This is a genomic window from Pseudomonas wuhanensis (genome assembly GCF_030687395.1).
Lineage (GTDB): Bacteria > Pseudomonadota > Gammaproteobacteria > Pseudomonadales > Pseudomonadaceae > Aquipseudomonas > Aquipseudomonas wuhanensis.
In genome coordinates this window covers 926,235-952,714 of the sequence record NZ_CP117430.1, presented here as the reverse complement: position 1 = coordinate 952,714, position 26,480 = coordinate 926,235, and the positions used below count along the sequence as shown (strand labels likewise).

Genomic DNA, 26,480 nt, shown 5'->3' with positions numbered 1-26,480 from the left:
AATTACCATCACCATTTTTACATCTAACCTCCACGCGGCCATCTGAAGATGGCGTGATCAAAGACTCTCAACCTCCATACACAGCCAGCCTTCCCCCCGCAGAAAGGGGATGGTGTGAAAATGATCTCATCCAGGCGAACGAGCGCCCACCACCAATGATCTGCTGCCAAGGAAGCATTCAGCCAGCTCCTCCCTTACCCACGTCTCGCAGTACGACTCGAAATCGCGCCAGACTTTTTTATTTTGCGACCGACTTTATTCTTAAGGATCACAAATGAACGCTAAGCTTGGGCCTATGGATGACTCAGATTATTTACGCCTGCTGACCATTGCGGCCGAGCAAGCCAACACGTTCCTCTCCAATGCCCGCAAATGGGAGCGTGAGCGTTGGGTTTGTCAGCGCCTGCTACAAGGCTTGAACATTCCCTATCGCGCCGACGAATTTGCCCCCGCGGGGGAGCCGCCGGACGTGTTGTTCCGCGACGCGAATTTCGAGGTGTTTTTCGTACTCGACGAAGGCCGGCGCCTCAACGACGAATGGCGTGACGAGCTGCAACGTCGACGCAGCGCGTTTTCCCTGAGCCAGCTGGTGCGTCGCGAGGCCAAGCCCCGGCGCATCCCGGCCAATGAATTTCTGCTGAGACTGGCGCCGACCTTGCGCAAAAAAGCCCACAACTATAAAGAGCGCGGCATGGACCTGGGGGAGCTGGACATCATCGCCTTCGCCAGCCTCAAGCGCGAAGTGCTGGACCTCAACAGCCACTTTCCTCCTCCCACCGAGTACCTGCGTCAGGGCTGGCGCTCGTTGTCACTGGTCGGCCCGACCTTCGCCCGAGTGTTATTCGCCCACCCGGATGCTCCAGATTTCTTGCGCAGCAATCTGGGTCGCAGCATCGTTTTCGACGTAGGGATCAGCCTGTGAGTCCGTTGCAGGAGTTGCTGGCCGAGTGTTACAAAGTGGAATCATTCGCCTGGACGATACGGTACATGTCGAGCCATTCCAGCCAGCGACTATGCTCCGTTCAACGCAGGATCTCCCCCACTGTAGCTTCTAAACATTCAGCAACGTCTACCTGACGAGGCCCAATATGACCAGCCGCCTGAACCCGGACGACCAGAAGCATGTCGAAGAGTACCTGCGCCTGTCCCAGCACCAAGTCGAGCGCCGGCCTTTCCGGCCGTGGATGCTCCTGGTGGTGGTGTTGGCAGTGACCATTGGTTTAGGCCTGTTGAGCCGTTTTATCAGTTACCTGACGCTATGAGCTGCATCGCGCTCGCTCGGGTAATTGCACCGATTTCTTTTAGCCTTGCGAGATATCCCCATGACTCATCGTATTGTCATCGTTGGCGGCGGCGCCGGCGGTCTGGAGTTGGCTACCCGTCTGGGTAAGACTCTGGGCAAGCGCGGCACGGCCAGTGTGATGCTGGTCGACGCGAACCTGACCCACATCTGGAAACCGTTGTTGCACGAAGTGGCGGCAGGTTCCCTGAACTCTTCCGAAGACGAACTCAACTATGTTGCCCAGGCAAAATGGAACCACTTCGAGTTCCAGCTGGGGCGCATGAGCGGGCTCGATCGCGCACAGAAGAAGATCCAGCTGGCCGCCACCTACGACGAGGCCGGTCTGGAACTGGTGCCGGCGCGCGAAGTAGCTTACGACTCGCTGGTGATTGCCGTCGGCAGCACCACCAACGATTTCGGCACGCAAGGCGCGGCGCAGCACTGCTTGTTCCTCGATACCCGCAAACAGGCCGAGCGCTTCCATCAGCAATTGCTCAATCACTATCTGCGCGCCCACGCCGGGCAAACTGACGCAGTTCAGCAGATCAGCGTGGCCATCGTCGGCGCCGGGGCCACCGGGGTCGAACTGGCAGCGGAACTGCACAACGCCGCCCATGAACTCGCGGCCTACGGCCTGGACCGGATCAAACCGGAAAACATGCACATCACCCTGATCGAAGCCGGGCCACGGGTGCTGCCTGCCCTGCCGGAACGAATCGGCGGGCCTGTGCATAAAACCCTGGAGAAACTCGGGGTCAACGTGATGACCAATGCGGCGGTCAGCGAAGTGACGGCTGACAGCTTGATTACCGCCGACGGCAAAGTGATCAATGCGAGCCTGAAAGTCTGGGCCGCCGGGATTCGTGCCCCGGGCTTCCTCAAGGACATCGATGGCCTGGAAACCAACCGTATCAATCAACTGCAAGTGCTGCCGACCCTGCAAACCACCCGCGACGAGAACATCTTCGCCTTCGGTGACTGCGCAGCCTGCCCGCAACCGGGCACCGACCGCAATGTGCCGCCGCGCGCCCAGGCTGCGCATCAGCAGGCTTCGTTGCTGGCCAAATCGCTGAAACTGCGGATCGAAGACAAAGCCCTGCCGGAGTACAAATACACCGATTATGGCTCGCTGATTTCGCTGTCGCGTTTTTCGGCCGTGGGTAACTTGATGGGCAACCTCACCGGTAGCGTGATGCTCGAGGGCTGGCTGGCACGGATGTTTTACGTGTCGCTGTATCGCATGCACCAGATGGCGCTGTATGGCGCGTTCCGCACGGCGATGTTGATGCTGGGCAGCAAGATTGGGCGCGGGACTGAGCCGCGGCTGAAGCTGCACTAAGTTTTCGGCGTCTGTCAGGGCCTCATCGCGGGCAAGCCACGCTCCCACAGGTTATGGGTCAACCACGGAATCTGGGACCGACACATAATCTGTGGGAGCGTGGCTTGCCCGCGATGCAGGCGCCTCGGTCTAACCTGCGGACACTTCCGTGTCTCACTGTATCCCTCTCCCCGATTGCGCCCCTTCGCTTACAAAGCCCCCCCTTGCGCGACACAGTAGCGATACACCACGCCCGCTAAATGGCCACACCCGAGCAAGGCACTGCCTGCTTCGGTCATCGCCGCACTCACGTGGCGTCCTTTATCGAGCGGTTGTGTCGTGCAACCCAGGAGATTTGTAATGCCCCGTACTCTCAGCAAAAACACCGTCGGCCTGCTCGGTGCTGTCCTGGCCGCAGGCATGATGTTGTCCGGTTCCGTATTCGCTTCGCAGCCGCTGACCCAGGGCTACCTGCTGGCCTCGGCGGAACAGGCCGTGAAGACGCCGGAAGGTAAATGTGGCGAAGGCAAGTGCGGCGATGCTTCGATGGCGAAAACCGATACCGATGATGACGGCAAGGTATCCCGCGCGGAATTTTTGAAAGTGGCGCCCAAAGCTGACTTCGACAAGATCGACACCAACCATGATGGCCAAATCGACGAACAAGAGGCTTTTGATAACGTGAAAACCAACTACGAAGCCAATGGCAAAAAAATGCCGAAGGGCTTGTTCGAGCACCTGAAAGACAATAGTTAAGCCTCTGAAGGCCCAAGCCCTGCCTCTCCATCGAGAAGCAGGGCTTTTTTGCATTTGCAGCAGGCAAAAAAAATCCCCGTATCTTTCGATACGAGGATTTTTAATATGGTCGGGGTAAGGGGATTCGAACTCCTGACATCCTGCTCCCAAAGCAGGCGCGCTACCGGACTGCGCTATACCCCGGTAAAAAAAAGGCACCTTTGAAAGGCGCCTTCTGCGAACAGAGCTTTTGGCGTCTGATCTTAAGATTCGATTCCAGCGCTAACTGGTTTCAAAAATGGTGGGTCGTGTGGGATTCGAACCTACGACCAATTGGTTAAAAGCCAACTGCTCTACCAACTGAGCTAACGACCCAAAAATGGTCGGGGTAAGGGGATTCGAACTCCTGACATCCTGCTCCCAAAGCAGGCGCGCTACCGGACTGCGCTATACCCCGGTTTGAAATTGGCTCCGTGACCAGGACTCGAACCTGGGACCCAATGATTAACAGTCATTTGCTCTACCGACTGAGCTATCACGGAACTACATATTTCAATTTACAACTGTGAAGCTTGCTTCACCTCTTCGACCCGTTCGCATCGCTGCGTTCGTGTGTCTGAGGCGCGCTATTCTACAATCTTAAGCACCTCTGTCAACCCCCTAAATTGCTTTCAAGTTAATGATTTGCAACTTATTTCAGATTCCTGCTTGGGGAGCAGAAACCCCTTGGGGTGACTTACTGCGGGGCGCACTTTACAAGCCTTTTCCTTTGAGTTCAACAGCCTGGCGAAAAAAAGGCCTCGCAATGCGAGGCCTCTTTCATTTTGTTGCCGCCGTGGATCAGACAAAGACGATTTCGTCGTTCTCCACCACACCTTTGGCGGTCTCCCCGGGCATGAATCGACCCGACAGAATCAGCTGTGCCAACGGGTTCTCGATCCAGCGCTGGATCGCCCGTTTGAGCGGCCGTGCGCCATAGACCGGGTCGTAACCGACGGCGATCAGCTTATCCATCGCTTCCGGACTCAGCTCAAGCTTCAGCTCACGCTCGGTCAGGCGACTACGCAGGCGACCCAACTGGATCTCGGTAATGCCGGCGATCTGATCCCGAGCCAGCGGCTCGAAAATCACCACTTCGTCGACCCGGTTGATGAACTCCGGCCGGAAGTGCGTGGAAATCGCATCCATCACCGCCGCGCGCTGCGCTTCGCGATCCCCTACCAGCTCCTGAATCTGCACCGAACCGAGGTTGGAGGTCATGACGATCACGGTATTTTTGAAATCCACCGTGCGGCCATGGCTGTCGGTCAAACGGCCATCTTCGAGCACTTGCAGCAAAATGTTGAACACATCCGGGTGGGCCTTCTCGACCTCGTCCAGGAGGATCACCGAATAAGGCTTGCGACGCACCGCCTCGGTCAGGTAACCGCCCTCTTCATAGCCCACGTAGCCCGGTGGCGCGCCGATCAGTCGAGCCACGGAATGTTTCTCCATGAACTCGGACATGTCGATCCGCACCATCGCCTCTTCGGTATCGAACAGGAACTCGGCCAGCGCCTTGCACAACTCGGTTTTACCGACACCAGTCGGGCCGAGGAACATGAACGAACCGCTCGGGCGATTCGGATCGGACAACCCGGCACGGGAACGCCGCACTGCGTTGGAGACCGCGATCACTGCTTCGTCCTGGCCGATCACACGCTGGTGCAGCAGGCTTTCCATCTTCATCAGTTTTTCGCGCTCGCCCTCGAGCATTTTCGCCACGGGGATGCCGGTCCACTTCGACACGACTTCGGCGATCTCTTCTTCAGTTACCTTGCTGCGCAGTAGCTGGTTTTCGCTTTTGCCATGCTGATCGACCATTTGCAGGCTGCGCTCCAGGTCCGGGATCACCCCGTATTGCAACTCGGCCATGCGATTCAAGTCGCCCTTACGGCGTGCGGCTTCCAGCTCCTGACGGGACTGTTCGATCTTTTGCTGGATCTGTGCCGAACCCTGGACTTCGGCTTTTTCCGAGTTCCAGATTTCTTCGAGGTCCGAATATTCACGCTCGTGACGAACGATTTCTTCCTGCAATTTCTCCAGACGTTTCTTCGCCGCGTCGTCGCTTTCTTTCTTCAGCGCCTGGGATTCCACCTTCAGCTGAATCAGGCGACGCTCCAGACGGTCCAGCACTTCCGGCTTGGAGTCGATCTCCATGCGGATGCGGCTGGCGGCTTCGTCGATCAGGTCGATGGCTTTGTCCGGCAGCTGACGGTCGGTGATGTAGCGATGACTGAGCTTGGCCGCGGCGATGATCGCGCCGTCGGTGATCGCCACCTTGTGGTGAACCTCGTAACGCTCTTTCAGGCCACGCAGGATGGCGATGGTGTCTTCTTCGCTCGGTTCATCCACCAAGACTTTCTGGAAGCGCCGCTCGAGAGCCGCGTCCTTCTCTATATATTGGCGGTACTCGTTGAGCGTGGTCGCGCCGACGCAGTGCAGTTCACCACGAGCCAAGGCAGGCTTGAGCATGTTGCCGGCGTCCATCGAGCCTTCGCCTTTACCGGCGCCGACCATGGTGTGCAGTTCGTCGATGAACAGAATGATCTGCCCTTCCTGCTTCGACAGTTCGTTGAGCAGGGATTTGAGGCGCTCTTCGAACTCGCCGCGGTATTTGGCACCGGCAATCAAAGCGCCCATGTCGAGGGACAACAGACGCTTGCCTCTCAGGCCATCCGGCACTTCGCCGTTGATGATGCGCTGGGCCAGGCCTTCGGCGATGGCGGTTTTACCCACGCCAGGCTCACCGATCAGTACCGGGTTGTTCTTGGTGCGGCGTTGCAGGACCTGAATGGTGCGGCGAATTTCGTCGTCACGGCCGATCACTGGATCGAGCTTGCCTTCTTCGGCGCGCTTGGTCAGGTCAATGGTGTACTTGTCGAGCGCCTGGCGTGACTCTTCGTGGTTGGCATCATTGACTGCCTCTCCACCGCGCAGGTTGTTGATCGCGTTTTCCAGGGCTTTCTTGCTAACGCCCTGGCCCAGCAACAATTTGCCGAGCTTGCTGTTCTCATCCATGGCGGCGAGCAACACCAGTTCGCTGGAGATGAATTGATCACCCTTCTGCTGGGCCAGGCGGTCAGCCTGATTGAGCAGGCGCGCCAGATCCTGCGACATGTTCACGTCGCCGGTGGGGTTCTGGATTTTCGGCAGCTGATCGAGGGCTTTGGTCAGCTCTTTACGCAAGCTGTTGACGTCAAAACCCACCTGCATCAGCAGGGGTTTGATCGAACCACCCTGCTGTTCAAGCATGGCCTGCATCAAATGCGCCGGCTCAATGGCCGGATGATCGAGGCCGACGGCCAGAGATTGGGCGTCGGACAAGGCTAACTGCAACTTGCTGGTTAAACGGTCTATACGCATGGGTCACCTTCCTTTTGAGCAGGCCGGACCTATAAACATCCTGAATGAAGAAACCTGCCAGATACCGCTATAGATGTGGTCGATTCTGGGAGATTCAAGCGTCGTGGAGTTGATGCAGATCAGAGAAGTCTAGCGCTTGAGCCAGATCAGAGAGGCAAACCGGCCGGTGCGAGGACTGCGGCGGTAAGAAAAGAAGCGTGGATCGGTCACGGTGCAGAAACCGCCACCATAAACAGCGGTAACCCCGCGAGCGGCCAGACGCAAACGCGCCAACTCATAGATGTCAGCCATGAACTTGCCGGCGTTTTGGCTCGGCACAAAGGCTTTGGCGGCTTCAGGCAATTGCTCGACGAAGGTTTCGCGCACTTCCGGGCCAACTTCAAAGGCTTGTGGGCCAATGGCCGGGCCAAGCCAGACCAGCACGTCTTCAGGCGGCACGGCCAGACTGTCGAGGGTCGCTTCCAGCACACCCGCCGCCAACCCGCGCCAACCGGCATGGGCGGCAGCGACGCGGGTGCCGGCACGGTCGCAAAACAGCGCCGGAAGGCAGTCGGCGGTCATCGCGGTGCAAGCGATACCGGGTGTAGCCGTCCAGCTGGCGTCAGCGGTGGCGACCAGGCTTGGATCCGCTTGGGCCACGACAATGCCGTGAACCTGCTTTAACCAGGCGGGTTGAATAGAGAAACGATCGGTGAGGCGACGGCGATTCTCGGCGACGGCTTCGGGGCTATCGTCGACATGATCGCCCAGGTTGAGGCTGTCGAACGGCGCCAGACTGACGCCGCCCGCACGGGTGGTAACGCAGGCTTTCACCCCGGCAGGCGCAGGCCAGTCGGGAATCAGCCAGTCACTCATCCGATGAACGCCTCACGGTCTTGCTTGAGCAGTGTCAGCAACCAGACGAAATCGTCGGGCAGTGGCGATTCCCAGCTCATGCGTTTACCGGTGGTCGGGTGATCCAGCTCCAGGAACCGCGCATGCAGCGCCTGACGCGGGAAATTCTTCAGGGATTCGACCATGGTCACACTGGCGGCCGGCGGAATACGGAAACGGCCGCCATAGGCAGGATCTCCGACCAACGGGTAGTTGATGTGCGCCATGTGCACGCGAATCTGGTGCGTACGACCGGTTTCCAGCTTCACCCGGACGTGAGTGTGGGAACGGAAACGCTCGAGCACGCGGTAATGGCTGACGGCTTGCTTGCCACCTTCCATCACGGCCATGCGCTGGCGTTGCTGGCCATGGCGACCGATCGGCGCGTTGATCTTGCCGCCGGCCGTCACCACACCGATCACGATGCACTCATAGATCCGGCTGACGCTGCGGCTCTGCAATTGCGTGACAAGCTGTGTCTGCGCCTGAATGGTCTTGGCCACCACCATCAGACCGGTGGTGTCCTTGTCCAGGCGATGTACGATACCGGCGCGGGGCACATTGATGATGTCCGGCACGTGGTGCAGCAAGGCGTTGAGCAAGGTGCCGTCAGCATGACCGGCAGCCGGATGCACCACCAGGCCCGCAGGCTTGTTGATCACCAGGATGTCGTCATCTTCATAGACGATGTCCAGCTCGATGTCTTGAGCGATCCATTCGCCCTGAGCTTCCTGCTCGGCAGTCAGTTCAAGAATGGCGCCACCGTGAACGATGTCTCGCGGGCGGATAACCGCCCCATCCACAGTCAGGCGGCCGTCTTTGATCCAGGCGGAAAGGCGCGAGCGCGAGTGCTCAGCGAATAGTTGTGCGGCGACTTGATCGAGGCGTTGGCCGCCCAATTCGGACGGCACCTCTGCGCGAAGTTCAATTTTATCGGACATGCTCAGACTAGGCGTCGGCACAGCCTTTGGTTTCGGCTGCGCGCTTGTGGTTAAATACGGCGTCTTTTGCCCCGAGGCTTTTTCAACGGGGCGCTCATCATAACAGGACGGCCCCGCCCAAGACAGCGGCCGTCATAGGGACGCAAGCCGCCATGCAAGTGAAACACCTGCTGCTGATCGCCATCCTCGCATTGACCGCTGCTTGCTCATCGAAGGAAGTCGTAGACGAAAACCTGAGCGAAGTCGAGCTGTACCAGCAGGCTCAGCACGATCTGGACAACAATAGCTACACCGCCGCCACAGCCAAGCTGAAGGCGCTGGAGTCGCGTTATCCGTTCGGTCGCTACGCCGATCAGGCTCAACTCGAGCTCATCTACGCCAACTACAAGAACTCCGAGCCTGAGGCTGCGAAGTCCGCCGCCGAGCGATTCATTCGTCTGCACCCGCAGCACCCGAACGTGGATTACGCCTACTACCTCAAGGGTCTGACCTCCTTCGACCAGGACGTCGGCCTGCTGGCGCGCTTCCTGCCGCTGGACATGACCAAGCGTGACCCAGGCGCTGCTCGCGACTCCTACAACGAGTTCGCGCAGCTGACCAGCCGCTTCCCGAACAGCCGCTACTCGCCGGACGCCAAGCAGCGCATGATCTACCTGCGCAACCTGCTGGCTTCCTACGAGATTCACGTTGCTGACTACTACCTGACCCGTCAGGCCTATGTCGCCGCCGCGAACCGTGGTCGTTACGTGGTGGAAAACTTCCAGGAAACCCCATCGGTCGGTGACGGCCTGGCGGTGATGACTGAAGCCTACCAGCGCCTGCACCTGGACGAACTGGCCGCAACCAGCCTCGAAACCCTGAAGCTCAACTACCCGAACCACCCAAGCCTGGTAGACGGTCAGTTCGTGCCCTCGAAGGACGAAGCCGACAACCGTTCGTGGCTGAGCAAGGCCACCCTGGGCCTGATCGAATCCCGTCCGCCGTTGCCGCCAGGTGAAACCCGCGCCAACCAGGACGTGCAGAGGCAGTTCCAGGATGCCAAGGACTCGATTCCGAACGAGCTCAAGCCTAAAGATGAAAACGGCGATGTGATCGAAGAAGAGGAACACGAGTCCGAAGCCAATACCACCGACCGCTCGTGGTTCAGCTACATGACCTTCGGCGTGTTCGACTGACGCTGAGTGTTGTGCCGAAAAGGCGCCTTTCGAGGCGCCTTTTTTATTACCGGATTTCAGGGGTGAGCGTATTGCGCTGTGCGCCTGACCCGTCCTTGGCTAACTGCCCATCATTAGTCAAAAAGCAGCTCACCATGCTTCGTTTATTGTTCTGGATCGCCCTGATTGCCGCTGCGGTATGGCTCTGGCGCAAGTTCAAGGCCCCGGCTTCGGGCGCCAACTCGCCGCGAGAGCAAGATGCTCCACCCATGGTCCGTTGCGCTCATTGCGGCGTACATCTGCCCCGCGACCGTGCGCTGAAACTCGAACAACAGTGGTATTGCAGCCAGGCTCATCTTGAGCAAGGCCCGGGCTCCAGTGATCGCTGAGACCTCCAGTCCCGGCAACAAACAGGCCCAGCGGCTGCTGCGCCTCTATCACCTCTACCGTTTAAGCATCGGCATCACCTTGGTGCTGTTGATCTCCAGCAACATGGACAACCAGTTGCTGACGTTCGCCAATGACGACTTGCTGCGTAACGGCAGCTGGTTGTACCTGGTGCTGAATATCCTGCTGGTGGTCTTTCAGGGGAACACCCGGCGCCCGACGCAGTTGTTCAGCCTGGCGCTGGTCGATGTCCTGCTGCTATGCGGCCTGTTCTATGCCGCTGGCGGCATGCCTAGCGCCATCGGCAACCTGTTGATCGTGTCGGTGGTCATCAGCAATACCCTGCTGCCCGGGCGTATCGGCCTGCTGATTGCGGCAGTTGGCGCCCTCGGCATCGTGGGGTTGAGCTTCCTTCTGAGCTTCAGCCACCCCACCAGTCCCAACGATTACCTGCAAGTCGGCACTCTCGGCGCCCTGTGTTTTGCCGCAGCATTGTTGGTGCAAGGCTTGATCCGAAGGCTGGAAGTCAGCGAAACCCTCGCCGAGCAGCGGGCTAGCGAAGTGCTCGGCCTCGAAGCCCTCAACGCACTGATCCTGCAACGCATGCGCACAGGCATTCTGGTGCTCGACGACCAACGGTGTGTGCAACTGGCCAATCACAGCGCCTTGACCTTGCTGGGGCAGGAAAAACTCGATGGCGAGTTGATCGACGACTATTCGATGGCGTTGGTCGAGCGGCTCCAACTGTGGTTCAACAATCCGACTTTGCGCCCGCAAAGCTTGAAAATCGCCAGTAATGGGCTGGAGCTGCAACCAAGCTTTATTGCCCTGGACCAAAGCCCGCACCACCAGACGCTGGTTTTTCTCGAAGACCTCGCCCAAATCGCCCAACAGGCCCAGCAACTGAAACTCGCCGCCCTCGGTCGCCTGACTGCGGGTATTGCCCATGAGATCCGCAATCCACTGGGTGCCATTAGTCATGCCGCCCAGTTACTACAGGAATCCGAGGAACTGAACAGCGCGGATCGGCGTCTGACACAGATTATTCAAGACCACTCTCAGCGAATGAATCGGGTAATCGAAAACGTCCTGCAACTGTCCCGTCGCCAGCAAACCGTGCCGCAACGGCTGGATCTGCGGCCGTGGTTGGAGCATTTCGTCGCTGAAACCCGCGAAGGAGCGACCGAACGTCATCAAATTCACCTGCGCATCGGTTCCGGAGACTTCAAAACCCTGATGGATCCGAATCAGCTGACCCAGATTCTCGACAATCTGCTGCGCAACGCCTGGCGCCATAGCGCCCTGAACCATGATCGGGCACAGGCCTGGCTCGAGTTGTTCATTGACTCGGACAGCCAGTTGCCGACCCTTGAAGTTCTGGATGATGGCCCCGGCGTGGCACCGGACCAGCGCTCGCATTTGTTCGAACCGTTCTTCACCACCAGCAGCCAGGGCACTGGCCTGGGGCTTTATCTGTCCCGTGAGCTGTGCGAAAGCAATCAGGCCCGCCTAGACTTCAAACCACGCCAAGGCGGCGGCTGCTTTCGCATCACCTTTGCTCACGGACGGAAACAAAGTTGAACATGAGCCCACGGCAAAAAATCCTGATCGTCGATGATGAGCCGGATATCCGCGAACTCCTGGAAATCACCCTGGGACGGATGAAACTCGACACCTTCAGCGCCCGCAACCTCGCAGAAGCGCAAGCACTGCTGGCACGGGAGACGTTCGACCTGTGCCTGACCGACATGCGCCTGCCCGACGGCACCGGTCTGGCGCTGGTGCAGCACATCCAGCAGCGCTATGCGCAAGTGCCAGTGGCGATGATCACCGCCTACGGCAGCCTGGAGACGGCAATCAACGCCCTCAAGGCTGGCGCCTTCGACTTTCTGACCAAACCGGTCGACCTCACCCGCCTGCGCGAACTGGTCACCTGCGCGCTGAGTTTGCCTGCGCCAGGCGGCGCCAGCAGTGCCATCGACCGTCGTCTACTGGGCGACTCACTGCCAATGCGCAGCCTGCGCAAGCAAATCGACAAACTGGCCCGCAGCCAGGCTCCGGTGTACATCAGCGGCGAGTCCGGCAGCGGCAAGGAGCTGGTCGCTCGACTGATCCACGATCAAGGCCCACGCGCCACCCGACCATTCGTGCCGGTGAACTGTGGGGCGATTCCGTCGGAATTGATGGAAAGCGAATTTTTCGGCCATCGCAAAGGCAGTTTCAGCGGCGCCATCGAAGACAAACCCGGGCTGTTCCAGGCGGCCCAGGGCGGCACTTTGTTCCTCGACGAAGTGGCTGACCTGCCGCTGGCGATGCAGGTCAAGCTGTTGCGGGCGATTCAGGAGAAAGCCGTTCGCAGCATCGGTGGGCAGCAGGAAACCGTGGTCGATGTGCGTATCCTCTGCGCCACCCACAAAGACCTCGATACCGAAGTCACCGCCGAACGCTTTCGCCAGGACTTGTACTACCGTCTGAACGTGATCGAGCTGCGGGTGCCGCCCTTGCGCGAACGCCGCGACGACATTGAGCTTCTGGCCAACAATATGCTCAAGCGACTGGCGACTGGCACTGGCCAACCCGCTGCAAAACTCCATCCGCAAGCCCTCGACGCACTGAAAAGCTATCGTTTTCCAGGAAACGTGCGGGAATTGGAGAACATGCTTGAGCGGGCGCACACCTTGTGCGAGAACAAACAAATCGAAGCCAGCGACCTACGATTGGTGGAAGGTAACTGCAATTCGGACAGCGACGTGCCGGACCTGACGCAGATCGACAACCTGGAAGCCTATCTGGAAAACGTCGAACGCAAACTCATCCTCCAGGCCCTGGAAGAAACCCGCTGGAACCGCACGGCGGCGGCTCAGCGGTTGAATCTGTCGTTTCGGTCGATGCGTTACAGGCTGAAGAAATTGGGGCTGGATTGAACCGTTAAAAGATCGCTCCTCCATTGATCGCGTTCACCACAAATATTGCGGCTGGACATCGAACCGGTACAAGGAGCTGCCGAAGGCTGCGATCTTTTGATCTTCTGTCAGATACGTCCGGCCGGCGCATACGGCGCAGGATCGATAATCGGCGCCCGCCCTAGCATCACATCCGCAAACAACTGACACGACGCAGGCGCCAGCACCAACCCATTGCGGTAATGCCCGCAGTTGAGCCAGAGCCCGTCAAATCCCGGCACCCGGCCAATATAGGGAATCCCCTCCGGCGACCCTGGCCGCAACCCGGCCCAATGCCCCACCACCTCGGCATCCGCGAGCGCCGGAATCAACTCCACCGCCGAGGCCTTCAGGCTTTCCAGCGCGGTGTCGGTCGGCGTCTTGTCGAAGCCTTCATGCTCCAGCGTACTGCCGATCAGAATGTGTCCATCGCGCCGGGGAATGGCATAACGCCCCTTGGCCAAGACCATGCTTGGAAGGAAGTCCGCCGCGCACTTGTAGAGAATCATCTGGCCTTTGACCGGTTCGACCGGCAACTCCAGGCCCAGGCTTTTCAGCAAGTCACCGCTCCAGGCCCCTGCCGTCAAAACCACCTGATCACCCGCAATGGCCCCCATCGAGGTCTGTACCCCGACCACCGCAGCGCCTTCATGGATAAACCCGCTGACTTCGCACTGCTCATGAATCGTCACGTTCGGCAGCGCCAGCAACGCTGCCTTGAGAGATTTCACCAGCCGTGGATTACGCACATTGGCCACATCGGCCATGTAGATCGCCCGCGAAAAACCGGCGCCCAATACCGGCACCGCATCGTGGGCCGCAGAGATATCCACAGCCTTCAGCGGACGGTTTTCCCGTTTGGCCCAGGCGAGCGCTTCGGCTTCGTCATCCAGATCCAGCCAGTACAACCCGGTGGTGTGCACTTCAGGATCGACACCCGTGGCGGCGAACAGGCGTTCCGCCAGCTGTGGATAAAAATCCTGGGACCAATGAGCCAACGCAGTGACCGCCGGGCTGTAGCGCCATGGGTAGAGGGGCGAAACGATTCCGCCTCCGGCCCAGGACGACTCTTGACCGACATTCGAACGGTCCAGCAGCACCACGCTCTGCACTTCGGACGCGAGATTGAACGCCGTCAGCAGGCCAATCACCCCGCCACCGACAATCACCACTTGCTGTTGCCTGCTCATGTTCTGATCCAACCGTTCAATAGACAGAAGGCGCAAAGGGCGCCCGAAAAGAAGAAACTCAGCGCCCCCAGCAATCCTTGGTGGTCAGGCCGGACGTCGCATTGACCATGTTTCTGACGCCGGTATTGGTGAGAGTGAAATCACCGCACTTGTCGCTCGCCATGCTCGAACCGGCCTTACGTGTGGCCGTCAGCAGAAAGGTCTGATCGGTCAGGGTCGGAGTGATGGTATAGAAATCATTGCCGGCGCTCAGGCCGGTGGCATTGGTGTAGACATTATTCTTCGAATAGAAGCGCTCAAGGATCTGTGCCTGTTCGGAAAGCAGACCAGCCACTTCGGTACGGCGCCCCTTTTTTACATACTCGGTGAGGCTTGGATAGCCAATGGTGATGACGATCCCGATGATCGCTATCACTATCATGATTTCGATCAGGGTAAAACCTTGGTTGGATCTGCGCATGCCTCAACTCTCGCTTACTGTATTTGTCGCCACATGATGCGACGGCCGCTGCCGCCACCGGATTTTTCTACCAGTGTGCTGATGCCGCCACCGGAGTCGTTCACAATCTTGCGGGAGGCATCGTTGACCACCGCGTTCAGAGTCGGGATGCCGCCAGTGAAGATCACCCCGCTGGAAATCGTGTCAGTGCTGTCCACCTCCCCGTCGGCATTGGTGTCGAGCACCGCGTAATTGAGCATCTTACCGCTGAACGCATCGAGTTCGACCAGTTTGCCGCTGCCGAAGCCGGCACAGGGGTCCGTGGTGTCCATACTGGCGGTGGTAAAAACGATTCGCTCCGAGACTAAAGTGGCCTGATTGATCACCCGCTCTCCCGTCAGCGCGTTGTTGTATATCAGCGGCAAGTACCAGCCTTTCTCTGCCGGGTAAGTCACCTCGTTCTGGCTGGTGGTGATGAATTGCCCGGTGCTATCCGAAAAAACGCCGGTCACTGCCTGCGCCTGCAAACTGGACACCGTGATTTGACCCGCGCCTCCTTCTGCATCCCATACTGCGTAGAACGCCTGGAGATCCTTGTTGGTCTTGTCGGCGGCTTCATTTAATTTGCCGGTACCGAACAACACTTGCTTACCGCCCGATGCGTGATCGGCGAGCAGCGGCTGCACAGTGATCGGTTGGGTTGCACCGCCTGCGGTGGTGAACAACGGCTTGCCGGAAAACGCTACGCCCCAGGTATCGGCGGTGGTGCCACTCAAATCGAACTTCCACAACCGTCCTTTCAGGTCCCCCCCATAGGCGGCCTGCACTACATTCTGTGAGTTGACCCTGAGCTTCACCGACGACAAGCCGTTGGTGGTTTCCGTGCTATCGACCACGATTTTCTTGATCAGCGAGCCATCGCGGATATCCACCACATACAGCGCTGCCACTCCAGAGTGACTGCCATAGCCGTTGGAAATGAACGCAGCCCAGCGACCATCGGCCAAGCGTGCCACTTCCGGGCGCGCATAGGCATAACCCAGATCATTGAAAACGTTCGCCGCACTGGCCGTGGCCGGCGCACTGATTTCCCATAACGCCCTGATCACGTTACCGGCTGAGGCGTCGAACAGTTGCAGCGCATAGAACGTTTTTCCGCCCGCCCCGGTTCCGCCAATCGCCAGGGTTTTCCAGGCGTTATCGAGTTGAGCATCGAACACACCGAGCTGACCGTCGACCAAAAACTTGTGGCTTACACCGTTGATGTAGGTGGGATCAGCGATATAGCGCAATGATGGCAGCACGCTGGAAGGCATGTAGGCATAACGCCTGACACCGTTGGCCGAGTTGATGACATTTACAAAGCCGTCGTTGGCGTTCACCACCAGGCTGGCATTCATATTGGCGGCTTTGGTGGCCAGGTAGCTGCTGTAGGTGGTGTCGCCCACCAGATCGGACGCGGTCTGGTCCGTGGGCGCGGCCAGCACGAGGGGCGAATTGATGATATCGCCGAGCAACACGCTACGCGCTTTCAACCCGGTTTTGTGGGTGCCCTTGCTCCACTCTACAAGATCGCTGCCGGTGATGCCGATGGGTAAGCTCTGGCTGAGGGAAGTCTGCTGGGCCGGGGAAAAATTGCCGTAGGCCAGAGTGACAGCGGCGTTGGTCAGGGTATTCCAGGACTGGTAGGTCGGCGCAGTGGCATCGGGCACAATCGTGGTATCGGTCGTCCATAGCACCGCGTCCGTGTTAACCGCGCCCGCCGATGTGAAGCCAAAGGACTTGATGGTGCCCCGCCAGTCCTTGGGGTCGTAGGTGGTCTGGAAGTAGGTTGAGTTGCTGGTCAGGGTCGTGCCGCTGGTAACGCCGCTGCCACCTGAACCGGCCTTGGCGGTGATGTCGCTCAGAGCCGAAGAGAGTGCGCTGTTCAATCCCGTGCCGTCGGTCGCTTGGTAGTACCTTCCCTGTCCATAGGTCGCTGCGTCCGACAACATCTGGTTTGCCGCGGTGAAACCCACGGTATAGGTATTCATGTTCTGCTTGGGAAAATCCAGGGCATCCCAGCTTTTTCCCGTGGCATCGGTCCCCGTGGAGCGCATGTCGATGTCGAAGGCGAACTTGGCGATGTCATCCAGGAACAGGGTATCGCCCTCATTGTCGCCGAAGCGGTTGGCACCATCGTTACTGCTGATACCGTCCCAGTTCGGTAACGCGCTGCCACCCAGCGGATCGTCGGTCGGAAAGGTGTGGTCGAAGGTCGGCAAACCACCGGTGATCACCACACCGTAATTTCTCTGGCAGCGATACTGAATCGGACTGGTGTAGGTGGTGGGCGTCGAGTTGTTGTATGGCGCCATGCCACGGAAATAGCGGGTGATCTCGTAATAGGCTTCAGCCAGGGGCGTATTCGCCTGCGCGCTCAGTTCGTCGATTCCAGCGATCAATGCGTTGTAGTTGGCATCGGCCTGAGCCGAGGTCACGGTGCCGCTGACGGCCGACAAATCACTGACCGTACGAACGATATAACCGCCGTCATTCTTATGGTTGCCGACCGCCAGGTTGAACGTCGACAGACCGACGCGCAGCGAGCGGTTGCTGGCCACCAACGCCTTGGAAACGTTGCGCGCCACATTCATCCGGTAATCATTGGGAATCGAACCATCGGTGAAATCCCGCTCGGAGTTGTTGGCCAGGCTTATCAGATAGGACAGGTAATTCGCCGTATAAAGCGTGTCCTCGCTCCCTACCGGATCGGGAAGTTTCAGGCAAAGCGCATCCAGACCGGCGCTTTTATAAAAACCGTACCATCCGGCCTTCGAGCATGTTCCATGAGTCAAACTCGACAAGGGAATATTGCCATCGGCCGTACCAAGCTCACGGCCTTTGTTGCACGAACCATTGGAGAGGCAAATAGTCACCGGGGGGCGTGGGACCGTCGGGTCGAAGCCTGGCGCCCAGATAATGCTGTTCATACTCTTCGAGTCGTCGAGTAACAGCATTACATTGGGGGCCACGGCGGCGGCGTTCAACAACGGCGAATCCGAGGGCGTGAAGGCATAGGTCGGCGCTGTCAGATAAAGGCTCAACGCCGCGCCGCAGAACAACTGCAACATCCAATGGCGCCAGCCTGTGCGGGCCTCAGTACTTCGCATAGACACTCTCCACCACACTGCGCGAATTGCCCGCGATGCCCACGGCGGTCACCCGGTACAGCGTTGCCGACGTGTTGCTTGGCACGTTCACGGCCGTCAGGGTGGTGCCGATGTTCTGCACCCCGTAAAAGCCGCTGCCGGAGGCGATCCAGGTCACCCCCGAGGTGGAGTTGAACCCGGCGGCGGTAATGATCGACGCCTCGGTGGGCGGCGCACATTGGCTGGTACCGCTGCAAACCGGCAATGAATAGGTGTTCAGTTGCACCGCGCTTTCGCCGACTCGCAATGCCGCTTCGGCGCCTTGGAATGACTGGTTGCGCAGGATCACGCTGCTGGCCATTTTTTCCTGCAACGTGGCGCTCTGCATCGATGAAAGCCCGATCAACGTCAGCACCAGGAGAAACACCAGGCTGACCAACAGCGCCATGCCGCGCTGGGCGTGAGGGATCATGGGAGCAATACTCATCGGCCCTCCCCTCATGGCAACCGGTTGCGCAAGGCGGCAACCACGTTGAAGGTTTGTTCGTGTACCCGGTTGTTCGGGTCGCTCAGCGTTAGCGTGAGTCGCACACTACGGATTCGTGCCGGATCGGATGGGTTGCTGCTGTAGGTGGAGGCAGCCGTATCCGTGGCTGAACTGGCGAGGCCGAAGCTCACATTGAACGCACTGACATTGTTCACCAGCACCTGCTGCGTCGGTGTGCCGGCACCGGAGCCCATCAGCAGTTGGTTGTTGCTGAAGCTGTAGACCAATCGCCGGATCGGAAATGCCAACTGCCCAGACGTCGGCGTTCTTAGTCCGGTGTAGGCCGTTGCGGTGTTGCGACAGTCCGAAACTACTGTCCAGGTTGGCGCACCGCCACTGCCGCCGACATCGGCGGTGACAAGCGTTAATTTGAGATTGGCATTGTCCCAACTGATCGGCGTGATCTGACTGGCATTGAAATTCCCTGCCGAGCTGGCGTCGACAATCGTGCCCAGGCAACCGAACATGCCGACCATGCGGATTTCCTGAATCATTTTACTCAGGACGAACCGTGCATCTTCCTGCATGCCGGCGGCGGTGTTCTGACTGACGTAGGTGTTTTTAGCCGCGATGAATATCTGCGCCACGCCCAGAACCACGACCAGACTCAACGCCAGGGCGATCAGTAACTCGATCAGGCCGAAACCTTTGCTGGCTCTGATCATGGTGTCGTCGCCGGATCAACGGTGGCGCGACTGGTGAGGACAAAACTGCGGCGCGAGTCCGCGGTATTGGCGGCCCGCGAGTCGTCCCAGGCAATGGTGATGGTATACACCCGCTGATTGCGAGTGATGCTACCGGTTGCCGTGGCGCCGCCGAAATTGACGATGTTGCTGGTGAAGTCGTAAAGGTCCTGATCCCGGGCCACGCTCAGGTTGCCCGAGGTCGGTGGCGTGACGGTGTAATCGGCGCCGGAGTTGGCACGAATGCGGTCCATCATGTCGTAGGCGATAAAACTCGCCTGGCTGGTCATCCGCGAGCTGTCGGTGTACTTCAGCGCATTGAGCTGAATCGCCGCCGCGCCCAACAACCCCACGGCCAGGACCAACAACGCGACCAGTACCTCGATCAGCGTCATGCCCTCCTGTGCACGCTTGCTCCAACCCCTCATCCGCAACTTCCACCCAATAGAATTCGTCCGTTCAAACACACATTCAGCGTCCTGCTCTGTGCCCCCAGTGCATAACTGATCACGACTGCCGTGGACGGCGCCGACAAACCGCCCAGGTTGTTGAAATCAATGGCGGTCACTCCTGAGGTTAGCGTCAGAGTTGCACCACTGCTCATCGCTGGAACAACCCGCAATACATTGGCCGAATTGCCAGTACCGTCATAAACGGTCAGATCGCCAGTCCAGACACTCCCTCCTGCTGTCGGACGAACCCGGGTGGTAATGCCCCGGTCGATCGCCTCAAGGCGGGCGTAATTGAGCGCGTGCTGCAGGTCGCCGATCTCGGTGTCGGCCTTGGTGCTTTGCACCGAGCGGGTAAACGCCGGAACAGCCAGGCTGATCAGGATCAGAAACACGGCGAGCGTAATCAGCAGCTCGATCAGCGTGAAACCTTTTGTACGATGATCCATCGGTGCCCTCCGTTGCCGTCGGCTATACCTGCTTCTACACGCTAGAACATTCGACCGGCGGATGTACGGTTGTTTTGCCATTACTCGCGCAGGGATCGTGCGGGCCGCAGCACTCCAGGGAGGGAGATGACATGCATCAGCAAGGTTTCAGCCTGATCGAACTGCTCATGGGACTGACAATTGTCGGGATTGTTCTGCAACTGGTCAGCCCGGCATTTGCCGCGCTTACCGAATCGAACCATCGGCAACAGGCAGCCGAGTCGCTGATCAGTGGAATCCGGCACGCCAGAACCCTGGCCATCACCCGAAACCAGAGCGTGGTCATTCATGGCATCAACGGCGATTGGAGCCAGGGCTGGCGAATCATTCTGGACATCAGCGGCAAAGGGCCGGAAGACAGCAGTAATCCGCTGCTGGTCGAGCGCGCCAGTGATGCGCGGACGCCGATTGTCGGCAATTGGTGGGTCAGGCGTTTTGTGCGGTTCAGCAGTCTGGGCCAACCGCTGATGCCCAGGCGGGCGTTTCAGGCAGGAACGCTACATATTTGCTCGGCTCGCGAGCCGGTCAGCCAGCTCCAGGTGGTGCTGGCGGCGAGCGGTCGAGTGCGCCTGGCCAACGATAAGGCTGAGCAGGCGCTGTGTCGAAAGGCGAAAAGTGTTAAAGCAGCGAACGCACGCGCAGCTCTTTAGGCATGGAGAAGGTGATGTTCTCCTCGCGGCCGGCCAGCTCATCAGCCCCGGTGGCGCCCCAGGCCTGCAATTGCTGGATTACGCCACGCACCAGTACTTCCGGAGCGGAGGCACCGGCGGTGATGCCAATCCGCTCGACACCGTCGAACCAGCTCTTTTGCAGGTCTTCGGCGCCGTCGATCAGATAGGCCGGGGTGGCCATGCGTTCAGCCAGTTCACGCAGGCGATTGGAGTTGGAGCTGTTCGGGCTGCCGACCACCAGCACCACGTCGCATTCGTCCGCCAGTTGCTTGACGGCGTCCTGACGGTTTTGCGTGGCGTAGCATATGTCGTCCTTGCGCGGACCGCCGATGGCCGGGAACCGAGTACGCAGGGCGTCGATCACGCGACTGGTATCGTCCATGGACAGGGTAGTCTGGGTGACGAAAGCCAGTCTTTCAGGGTTGTTCACCTGCAAAGCGGCCACGTCTTTCTCGTCCTCGACCAGATAGATCGCGCCACCATTGCTGCCATCGTACTGGCCCATGGTGCCTTCGACTTCCGGGTGACCGGCGTGGCCGATGAGGATGCATTCACGGCCGTCGCGGCTGTAGCGCGCGACTTCGATGTGTACCTTGGTCACCAGCGGGCAGGTAGCGTCGAACACTTTCAGGCCACGGCCAGCGGCTTCGGTGCGCACGGCCTGGGAAACGCCATGGGCGCTGAAGATCACGATCACGTCATCCGGCACCTGATCCAGCTCTTCAACGAAGATCGCCCCACGGGCGCGCAGGTCTTCGACGACGAATTTATTGTGGACCACTTCGTGGCGCACGTAGATCGGCGGCCCGAAGACTTCCAGGGCGCGGTTGACGATTTCGATCGCCCGGTCCACACCGGCGCAGAAGCCACGGGGGTTGGCGAGTTTGATTTGCATGCTGTGCCTCGTGTCTTGCGCGCAAGAGATAGCGAAAACAGTGAAAAAACTACTGTGGGAGCGAGCCTGCTCGCGAAAGCGGTGCGTCAGTCAACATTGATGTTGAATGTGATGACGCCATCGCGAGCAGGCTCGCTCCCACAAGTTACAGCGCTTTGACGTTGATGATCTCGACGTCAAAGGTCAAGGTTTTACCGGCCAGCGGGTGGTTGAAGTCGATCGTCACCTGGGTGTCATCGAATTCTTTTACCACACCGGGCAGCTCAGTATTGGCCGCATCGTTGAAGATCACCAGCAAGCCAGGCGACAGCTCCATATCCTTGAACTGCGAGCGCGGGATGATCTGCACGTTTTGCGGGTTCGGCTGACCAAAGGCGTTTTCCGGCTCGATGGTCAGGGTGCGTTTGTCGCCGACCTTGAAGCCGAACAGCGCCGCTTCGAAACCTGGCAACAGGCTGCCGTCGCCAACCTTGAAGGTCGCCGGGGCTTTGTCGAAGGTGCTGTCGACGGTGTCGCCGTTCTCCAGACGCAATGCAAAGTGCAAGGTGACTTCCGTGTTCTGGCCGATGCGTTGCTCAGCCAATACCTGTTCAGTCATGAACGGTTTCTCCGGTCTTTTTACTTTTGAACATATCCAGTGCAAGCATCACGGCACCGACAGAAATTGCGCTGTCGGCAAAGTTGAACGCCGGGAAATACCAGCGGTTCTGCCAATGCACCAGAATGAAATCGATCACATGGCCCAGGGCAATGCGGTCGTACAGGTTACCCAGCGCGCCACCCAGCACCAGCGCCAAAGCGACTGCCAGCCAGGTTTCGTTGCGCCCCAGGCGCTTGAGCCAGACCACCAGCACCGCACTGACCACCACCGCGATCAGGGCGAACAGCCAGCGCTGCCAGCCGGAGCTGTCAGCCAGGAAACTGAACGCCGCGCCAGTGTTGTAGGCCAGGGTCCAGCTGAAGTAATCGGGGATCACCACGATTTGCTGGTACATGCTCAGCGAGCTTTCGAAGTAGAACTTGCTGGCCTGGTCGATGACCAGGACCAGCAAGCTCAACCAGAGCCAGCTCAGCCGTCCGAAACGGCCAACGGCGTTAGGCATAGTGACGAACCTCGCCTGCGCCGCTGATGTTGTCGACGCAACGACCGCAGATTTCCGGATGCTCCGGGTTCGCGCCAACGTCTTCACGGCAGTGCCAGCAACGGGCGCACTTGGCATGGCTCGACTTGACCACTTTGAGCTTCAGGCCGCCAACTTCAGTGACCACGGAATCGCCCGGCGCCTGCACGAACGGCGCAACGGTGGCAGTCGAGGTAATCAACACGAAGCGCAGTTCGTTGCTCAGCTTGGCCAGATCGGCACTCAGCGCATCTTCGGCGAACAGCGTCACTTCGGCTTGCAGGTTGCCACCGACGGCCTTCGCCGCGCGCTGGATTTCCATTTCCTTGTTGACCGCGACCTTCACCGCCATGATCCGCTCCCAGTAGGCGCGGTCCAGCTCGAAGCCTTCCGGCAATTCGGTCAGGCCTTCATACCAGGTGTTGAGCATCACAGAGTCGTTACGCTCGCCCGGCAAGTACTGCCACAGCTCATCGGCGGTAAACGCCAGGATCGGCGCGATCCAGCGCACCAGCGCTTCGGAGATGTGGTACAGCGCGGTTTGCGCCGAACGACGGGCCTTGCTGTTGGCGCCAGTGGTGTACTGACGGTCCTTGATGATGTCGAGGTAGAAACCGCCCAATTCCTGCACGCAGAAGTTGTGGATCTTGGAGTAGACGTTCCAGAAACGGTATTCGCCGTAGTGCTCTTGCAGCTCGCGTTGCAGCAGCAGGGTGCGATCCACGGCCCAACGGTCCAGAGCGAGCATTTCTTCGGCTGGCAGGATGTCGGTGGCCGGGTTGAAACCGGTCAAGTTGGAAAGCAGGAAGCGCGCAGTGTTACGGATGCGCCGGTAGGCGTCCGCACTGCGTTGCAGGATCTGCTCGGAAACCGCCATTTCACCCGAGTAGTCGGTAGAAGCGACCCACAGACGCATGATATCGGCGCCCAGGGTGTCGTTGACCTTCTGCGGCGCGATCACGTTGCCCAAAGACTTGGACATTTTGCGACCGGACTCGTCGACGGTGAAACCGTGGGTCAGCAGCTCGCGGTACGGGGCGTGGTCGTCGATGGCGCAACCGGTCAGCAACGACGAGTGGAACCAGCCGCGGTGCTGGTCCGAACCCTCCAGGTACAGGTCGGCACGTGGACCGGTCTCGTGACCCATCGAGTGCGAGCCGCGCAGGACGTGCCAGTGCGTGGTGCCCGAGTCGAACCAGACGTCCAGGGTGTCGCTGATCTTGTCGTACAGCGGCGCTTCTTCACCGAGCAACTCGGCGGCGTCCATCTTGAACCAGGCTTCGATGCCTTCGACTTCGACGCGCTGGGCGACGATTTCCATCAACTCGACGGTGCGTGGGTGCAGCTCGCCGCTTTCCTTGTTCAGGAAGAACGGGATCGGCACGCCCCAATTGCGTTGGCGGGAGATGCACCAGTCCGGACGGTTGGCGATCATCGAGTGCAGACGCGCCTGGCCCCAGGCCGGAACGAATTTGGTCTCTTCGATAGCTTTGATCGCCCGCTTGCGCAGGGTTTCGCCGGTCGCAGGCTCTTTGTCCATGCCGATGAACCACTGCGCGGTGGCGCGGTAGATCAGCGGGGTCTTGTGACGCCAGCAGTGCATGTAGCTATGTTCAATGGTTTCGGTGTGCAGCAGCGCGCCGACTTCCGACAGTTTGTCGACGATGGCCGGGTTGGCCTTCCAGATGAACTGGCCGCCGAAGAACTCCAGCGATGTCGCGTACACGCCGTTGCTTTGCACCGGATTGAGGATGTCATCGTTGACCATGCCATAGGCTTTGCAGGTCACGAAGTCGTCTACGCCGTAGGCTGGAGAGGAGTGAACCACGCCGGTGCCCGCGCCCAGTTCGACGTATTCAGCCAGGTAAACCGGCGACAGACGATCGTAGAACGGGTGGCGGAAGTTGATCAGTTCCAGTGCTTTACCGGTGGCGGTCGCAATGACCGAGCCTTCCAGGCTGTAACGGGCAAGGCACGACTCGACCAGCTCTTCAGCCAGCACCAGCAGTTTGTCGCCGACGTCGACCAGGGCGTAGTTGAATTCCGGGTGAACGTTCAGCGCCTGGTTGGCCGGGATGGTCCACGGGGTGGTGGTCCAGATCACGATCGAAGCAGGTTTGCCCAGCGATGGCAGACCGAACGCGGCAGCCAGTTTGGCCTCATCAGCGATCGGGAAGGCCACGTCGATGGTCGCGGATTTTTTGTTCTCGTACTCGACTTCGGCTTCAGCCAGGGCCGAACCGCAGTCAAAGCACCAGTTCACAGGCTTCAGGCCCTTGAACACGAAACCACCCTTGACGATTTCCGCCAGGGCGCGGATTTCACCGGCCTCGTTTTTGAAGTCCATGGTCTTGTACGGGTTGGCGAAGTCGCCCAACACGCCCAGACGGATGAATTCGGACTTCTGGCCTTCGATCTGCTCGGTAGCGTAGGCACGGCACAGTTCGCGGGTCTTGTCCGCGCCCAGGTTCTTGCCGTGGGTCACTTCGACTTTGTGCTCGATCGGCAGACCGTGGCAGTCCCAGCCCGGAACATAAGGCGCATCGAAACCCGACAGGGTTTTCGAGCGGATGATCATGTCCTTGAGAATCTTGTTCAGCGCATGACCGATGTGAATCGTGCCGTTGGCGTACGGAGGACCGTCGTGAAGTACGAACTTCGGACGATCCTTGCCAATCTCGCGCAACTTACCGTACAGGCCAATACTGTCCCAGCGCTGCAGAATCTGCGGTTCGCGCTGTGGCAGGCCGGCCTTCATTGGGAAGGCGGTGTCCGGAAGGTTTAGCGTGGCTTTATAGTCGGTCATTTAAGGCTCTTCATTAGCGATTGGCGCTAGGTGCGACAGGGCACGGGCGGCGGCGACATCCGCATTGATCGCCGTCTTAAGCGCCTCCAGAGAGGCGAAACGCTGCTCTTCACGCAGCTTGTGGTGGAAAACCACCGTCAAACGCCGGTCATACAGATCGCCGGCAAAATCCAAAAGATGTACTTCGAGGTGGGCTTTGCCATCACCTTGGACCGTTGGCCGCACACCGATATTGGCGACGCCTGGCCAGGTCTTGCCGTCGATGTCGACGTTGACCAGATAAACCCCGGACAGCGGCACACGACGACGCTTGAGTTGTATATTGGCGGTCGGCGTACCGAGCTGGCGCGCCAGCTTCTGGCCGTGCAGGACTCGCCCGGCAATCCGGTACGGACGACCGAGTAGCCGCTCGGCCAAGGCAAAATCTGCAGCGGCCAGGGCGTTACGCACCTGAGTGCTGCTGACACGAATACCGTCCAGCTCGACGGTCTGCGCCGCTTCAACGGTAAACCCCTGAAGGACGCCAGCCTGTTGCAGGAAATCGAAATCCCCTAGCCGGTCACAGCCGAAACGGAAATCGTCACCGACCTCCAGATGCTGTACGCCGAGGCCGTCCACCAGAATAGTATCGACGAATTCGCTGGCGCTGAGTTTGCTCAAGCGCTGATTGAACGCCAGGCACAGCACCCGGTCGACACCCTCTAAGGCCAGCAGTTGCAGTTTGTCCCGCAAGCGGGCCAGTCGGGCCGGGGCGGTGTCCGGGGCGAAGAATTCTCGCGGCTGCGGCTCGAAAATCACCACACAGCTGGGCACGCCCAACTCGAGCGCACGCTCACGCAGCCGGGCCAGGATAGCCTGGTGACCACGGTGAACACCGTCAAAGTTGCCAATAGTGGCGACACAGCCCCGATGCTGGGGGCGCAGGTTGTGGAGGCCTCGAACCAGCTGCATAACGCGCTTCTTGCTCATAAAGTGGTCGATTATAACCACACCCGGCGGCCGACGACAGGCAACACCGTAACC

At 59.3% G+C, this 26,480-nt stretch carries 24 protein-coding genes and 4 tRNA genes; 9 read left to right on the top strand and 19 right to left on the bottom strand.

Going from position 1 to position 26,480, the window contains the following annotated elements; translation table 11 throughout:
• The first annotated feature begins 295 nt into the window (after positions 1 to 295).
• From PSH88_RS04490 to PSH88_RS04475, 4 genes are all read left to right on the top strand, one after another.
• Positions 296 to 922, top strand: a complete 627-nt coding sequence (locus PSH88_RS04490; protein ID WP_123357369.1) for a DUF1780 domain-containing protein — start codon at positions 296 to 298, stop codon at positions 920 to 922.
• 166 nt (positions 923 to 1,088) lie between these two features.
• A complete protein-coding gene (locus PSH88_RS04485) occupies positions 1,089 to 1,262 on the top strand; it encodes a DUF3094 domain-containing protein (RefSeq protein ID WP_253548430.1) in 174 nt (57 codons plus the stop codon).
• A 60-nt stretch (positions 1,263 to 1,322) separates the two neighbouring features.
• Positions 1,323 to 2,621 (top strand): NAD(P)/FAD-dependent oxidoreductase, encoded by a 1,299-nt coding sequence (locus tag PSH88_RS04480; RefSeq protein ID WP_305483473.1) that lies wholly within the window; start codon positions 1,323 to 1,325, stop codon positions 2,619 to 2,621.
• 339 nt (positions 2,622 to 2,960) lie between these two features.
• The gene (locus PSH88_RS04475; protein ID WP_305425095.1) at positions 2,961 to 3,356 is read left to right on the top strand and encodes an HvfA family oxazolone/thioamide-modified RiPP metallophore; all 396 of its coding nucleotides are present in this window, start codon (positions 2,961 to 2,963) and stop codon (positions 3,354 to 3,356) included.
• 106 nt (positions 3,357 to 3,462) lie between these two features.
• On the opposite strand, the gene PSH88_RS04470 is transcribed toward PSH88_RS04475, so the two are convergent.
• The 7 genes from PSH88_RS04470 to rluD form a co-directional block, all read right to left on the bottom strand.
• A tRNA-Pro gene (locus PSH88_RS04470) sits at positions 3,463 to 3,539 on the bottom strand.
• 95 nt (positions 3,540 to 3,634) lie between these two features.
• Positions 3,635 to 3,710 (bottom strand) — tRNA-Lys (locus PSH88_RS04465).
• Between the two features lie 5 nt (positions 3,711 to 3,715).
• A tRNA-Pro gene (locus PSH88_RS04460) sits at positions 3,716 to 3,792 on the bottom strand.
• 9 nt (positions 3,793 to 3,801) lie between these two features.
• Positions 3,802 to 3,877: transfer RNA gene (locus tag PSH88_RS04455), tRNA-Asn, on the bottom strand.
• Between the two features lie 298 nt (positions 3,878 to 4,175).
• Entirely contained in the window at positions 4,176 to 6,740 is a 2,565-nt protein-coding gene (gene clpB, locus PSH88_RS04450) for an ATP-dependent chaperone ClpB (RefSeq protein WP_305425094.1), read from the bottom strand.
• Positions 6,741 to 6,869: 129 nt separating this feature from the next.
• On the bottom strand, positions 6,870 to 7,595 hold the full coding sequence (gene pgeF / locus PSH88_RS04445; protein ID WP_305425093.1) for a peptidoglycan editing factor PgeF: 726 nt from the start codon (positions 7,593 to 7,595) through the stop codon (positions 6,870 to 6,872).
• The gene (gene rluD, locus PSH88_RS04440; RefSeq protein WP_038981503.1) at positions 7,592 to 8,554 is read right to left on the bottom strand and encodes a 23S rRNA pseudouridine(1911/1915/1917) synthase RluD; all 963 of its coding nucleotides are present in this window, start codon (positions 8,552 to 8,554) and stop codon (positions 7,592 to 7,594) included. The genes pgeF and rluD overlap by 4 nt, the downstream gene beginning before the upstream one ends.
• A 152-nt stretch (positions 8,555 to 8,706) precedes the next feature.
• Between rluD and PSH88_RS04435 the strand changes: the two genes are divergently transcribed.
• From PSH88_RS04435 to PSH88_RS04420, 4 genes are all read left to right on the top strand, one after another.
• Positions 8,707 to 9,729 (top strand): outer membrane protein assembly factor BamD, encoded by a 1,023-nt coding sequence (locus tag PSH88_RS04435; RefSeq protein ID WP_305425092.1) that lies wholly within the window; start codon positions 8,707 to 8,709, stop codon positions 9,727 to 9,729.
• A gap of 134 nt (positions 9,730 to 9,863) precedes the next feature.
• Positions 9,864 to 10,097, top strand: a complete 234-nt coding sequence (locus tag PSH88_RS04430) for a PP0621 family protein (protein WP_305425091.1) — start codon at positions 9,864 to 9,866, stop codon at positions 10,095 to 10,097.
• Entirely contained in the window at positions 10,087 to 11,676 is a 1,590-nt protein-coding gene (locus PSH88_RS04425; RefSeq protein WP_305425090.1) for a sensor histidine kinase, read from the top strand. Before PSH88_RS04430 ends, PSH88_RS04425 begins: the two co-directional genes overlap by 11 nt.
• A 2-nt stretch (positions 11,677 to 11,678) precedes the next feature.
• A complete protein-coding gene (locus PSH88_RS04420; RefSeq protein WP_305425089.1) occupies positions 11,679 to 13,019 on the top strand; it encodes a sigma-54-dependent transcriptional regulator in 1,341 nt (446 codons plus the stop codon).
• Between the two features lie 107 nt (positions 13,020 to 13,126).
• On the opposite strand, the gene thiO is transcribed toward PSH88_RS04420, so the two are convergent.
• From thiO to PSH88_RS04385, 7 genes are read right to left on the bottom strand one after another with little or no spacing between them, the layout of a single operon-like run.
• Complete coding sequence (gene thiO, locus PSH88_RS04415; protein ID WP_305425088.1) at positions 13,127 to 14,227, bottom strand: glycine oxidase ThiO; 1,101 nt, start codon at positions 14,225 to 14,227, stop codon at positions 13,127 to 13,129.
• Between the two features lie 58 nt (positions 14,228 to 14,285).
• Positions 14,286 to 14,687 (bottom strand): type IV pilin protein, encoded by a 402-nt coding sequence (locus PSH88_RS04410; RefSeq protein WP_305425087.1) that lies wholly within the window; start codon positions 14,685 to 14,687, stop codon positions 14,286 to 14,288.
• Between the two features lie 14 nt (positions 14,688 to 14,701).
• Positions 14,702 to 17,818 (bottom strand): pilus assembly protein, encoded by a 3,117-nt coding sequence (locus PSH88_RS04405; RefSeq protein ID WP_305483472.1) that lies wholly within the window; start codon positions 17,816 to 17,818, stop codon positions 14,702 to 14,704.
• Positions 17,805 to 18,284 (bottom strand): pilus assembly PilX family protein, encoded by a 480-nt coding sequence (locus PSH88_RS04400; protein ID WP_305425085.1) that lies wholly within the window; start codon positions 18,282 to 18,284, stop codon positions 17,805 to 17,807. The genes PSH88_RS04405 and PSH88_RS04400 overlap by 14 nt, the downstream gene beginning before the upstream one ends.
• Before the next feature lie 11 nt (positions 18,285 to 18,295).
• The gene (locus PSH88_RS04395; protein WP_305425084.1) at positions 18,296 to 19,009 is read right to left on the bottom strand and encodes a PilW family protein; all 714 of its coding nucleotides are present in this window, start codon (positions 19,007 to 19,009) and stop codon (positions 18,296 to 18,298) included.
• Positions 19,006 to 19,455, bottom strand: a complete 450-nt coding sequence (gene pilV, locus PSH88_RS04390; protein ID WP_305425083.1) for a type IV pilus modification protein PilV — start codon at positions 19,453 to 19,455, stop codon at positions 19,006 to 19,008. Before pilV ends, PSH88_RS04395 begins: the two co-directional genes overlap by 4 nt.
• A complete protein-coding gene (locus PSH88_RS04385) occupies positions 19,452 to 19,925 on the bottom strand; it encodes a GspH/FimT family pseudopilin (RefSeq protein WP_305425082.1) in 474 nt (157 codons plus the stop codon). Before PSH88_RS04385 ends, pilV begins: the two co-directional genes overlap by 4 nt.
• A gap of 131 nt (positions 19,926 to 20,056) precedes the next feature.
• On the opposite strand from PSH88_RS04385, the gene PSH88_RS04380 reads away from it, so the two are divergent.
• On the top strand, positions 20,057 to 20,614 hold the full coding sequence (locus PSH88_RS04380; protein WP_305425081.1) for a GspH/FimT family pseudopilin: 558 nt from the start codon (positions 20,057 to 20,059) through the stop codon (positions 20,612 to 20,614).
• On the opposite strand, the gene ispH is transcribed toward PSH88_RS04380, so the two are convergent.
• From ispH to ribF, 5 genes are all read right to left on the bottom strand, one after another.
• Positions 20,583 to 21,530 (bottom strand): 4-hydroxy-3-methylbut-2-enyl diphosphate reductase, encoded by a 948-nt coding sequence (gene ispH, locus PSH88_RS04375; RefSeq protein WP_008008700.1) that lies wholly within the window; start codon positions 21,528 to 21,530, stop codon positions 20,583 to 20,585. The two genes, PSH88_RS04380 and ispH, sit on opposite strands and share 32 nt — an antisense overlap.
• A gap of 145 nt (positions 21,531 to 21,675) precedes the next feature.
• Positions 21,676 to 22,113 (bottom strand): FKBP-type peptidyl-prolyl cis-trans isomerase, encoded by a 438-nt coding sequence (gene fkpB, locus PSH88_RS04370; protein ID WP_305426937.1) that lies wholly within the window; start codon positions 22,111 to 22,113, stop codon positions 21,676 to 21,678.
• Between the two features lie 7 nt (positions 22,114 to 22,120).
• Positions 22,121 to 22,633, bottom strand: a complete 513-nt coding sequence (gene lspA, locus PSH88_RS04365) for a signal peptidase II (protein WP_305425080.1) — start codon at positions 22,631 to 22,633, stop codon at positions 22,121 to 22,123.
• Positions 22,626 to 25,457, bottom strand: a complete 2,832-nt coding sequence (ileS, locus tag PSH88_RS04360) for an isoleucine--tRNA ligase (protein WP_305483471.1) — start codon at positions 25,455 to 25,457, stop codon at positions 22,626 to 22,628. The genes lspA and ileS overlap by 8 nt, the downstream gene beginning before the upstream one ends.
• On the bottom strand, positions 25,458 to 26,408 hold the full coding sequence (ribF, locus tag PSH88_RS04355; protein ID WP_007901886.1) for a bifunctional riboflavin kinase/FAD synthetase: 951 nt from the start codon (positions 26,406 to 26,408) through the stop codon (positions 25,458 to 25,460).
• Between the last annotated feature and the right edge of the window lie 72 nt (positions 26,409 to 26,480).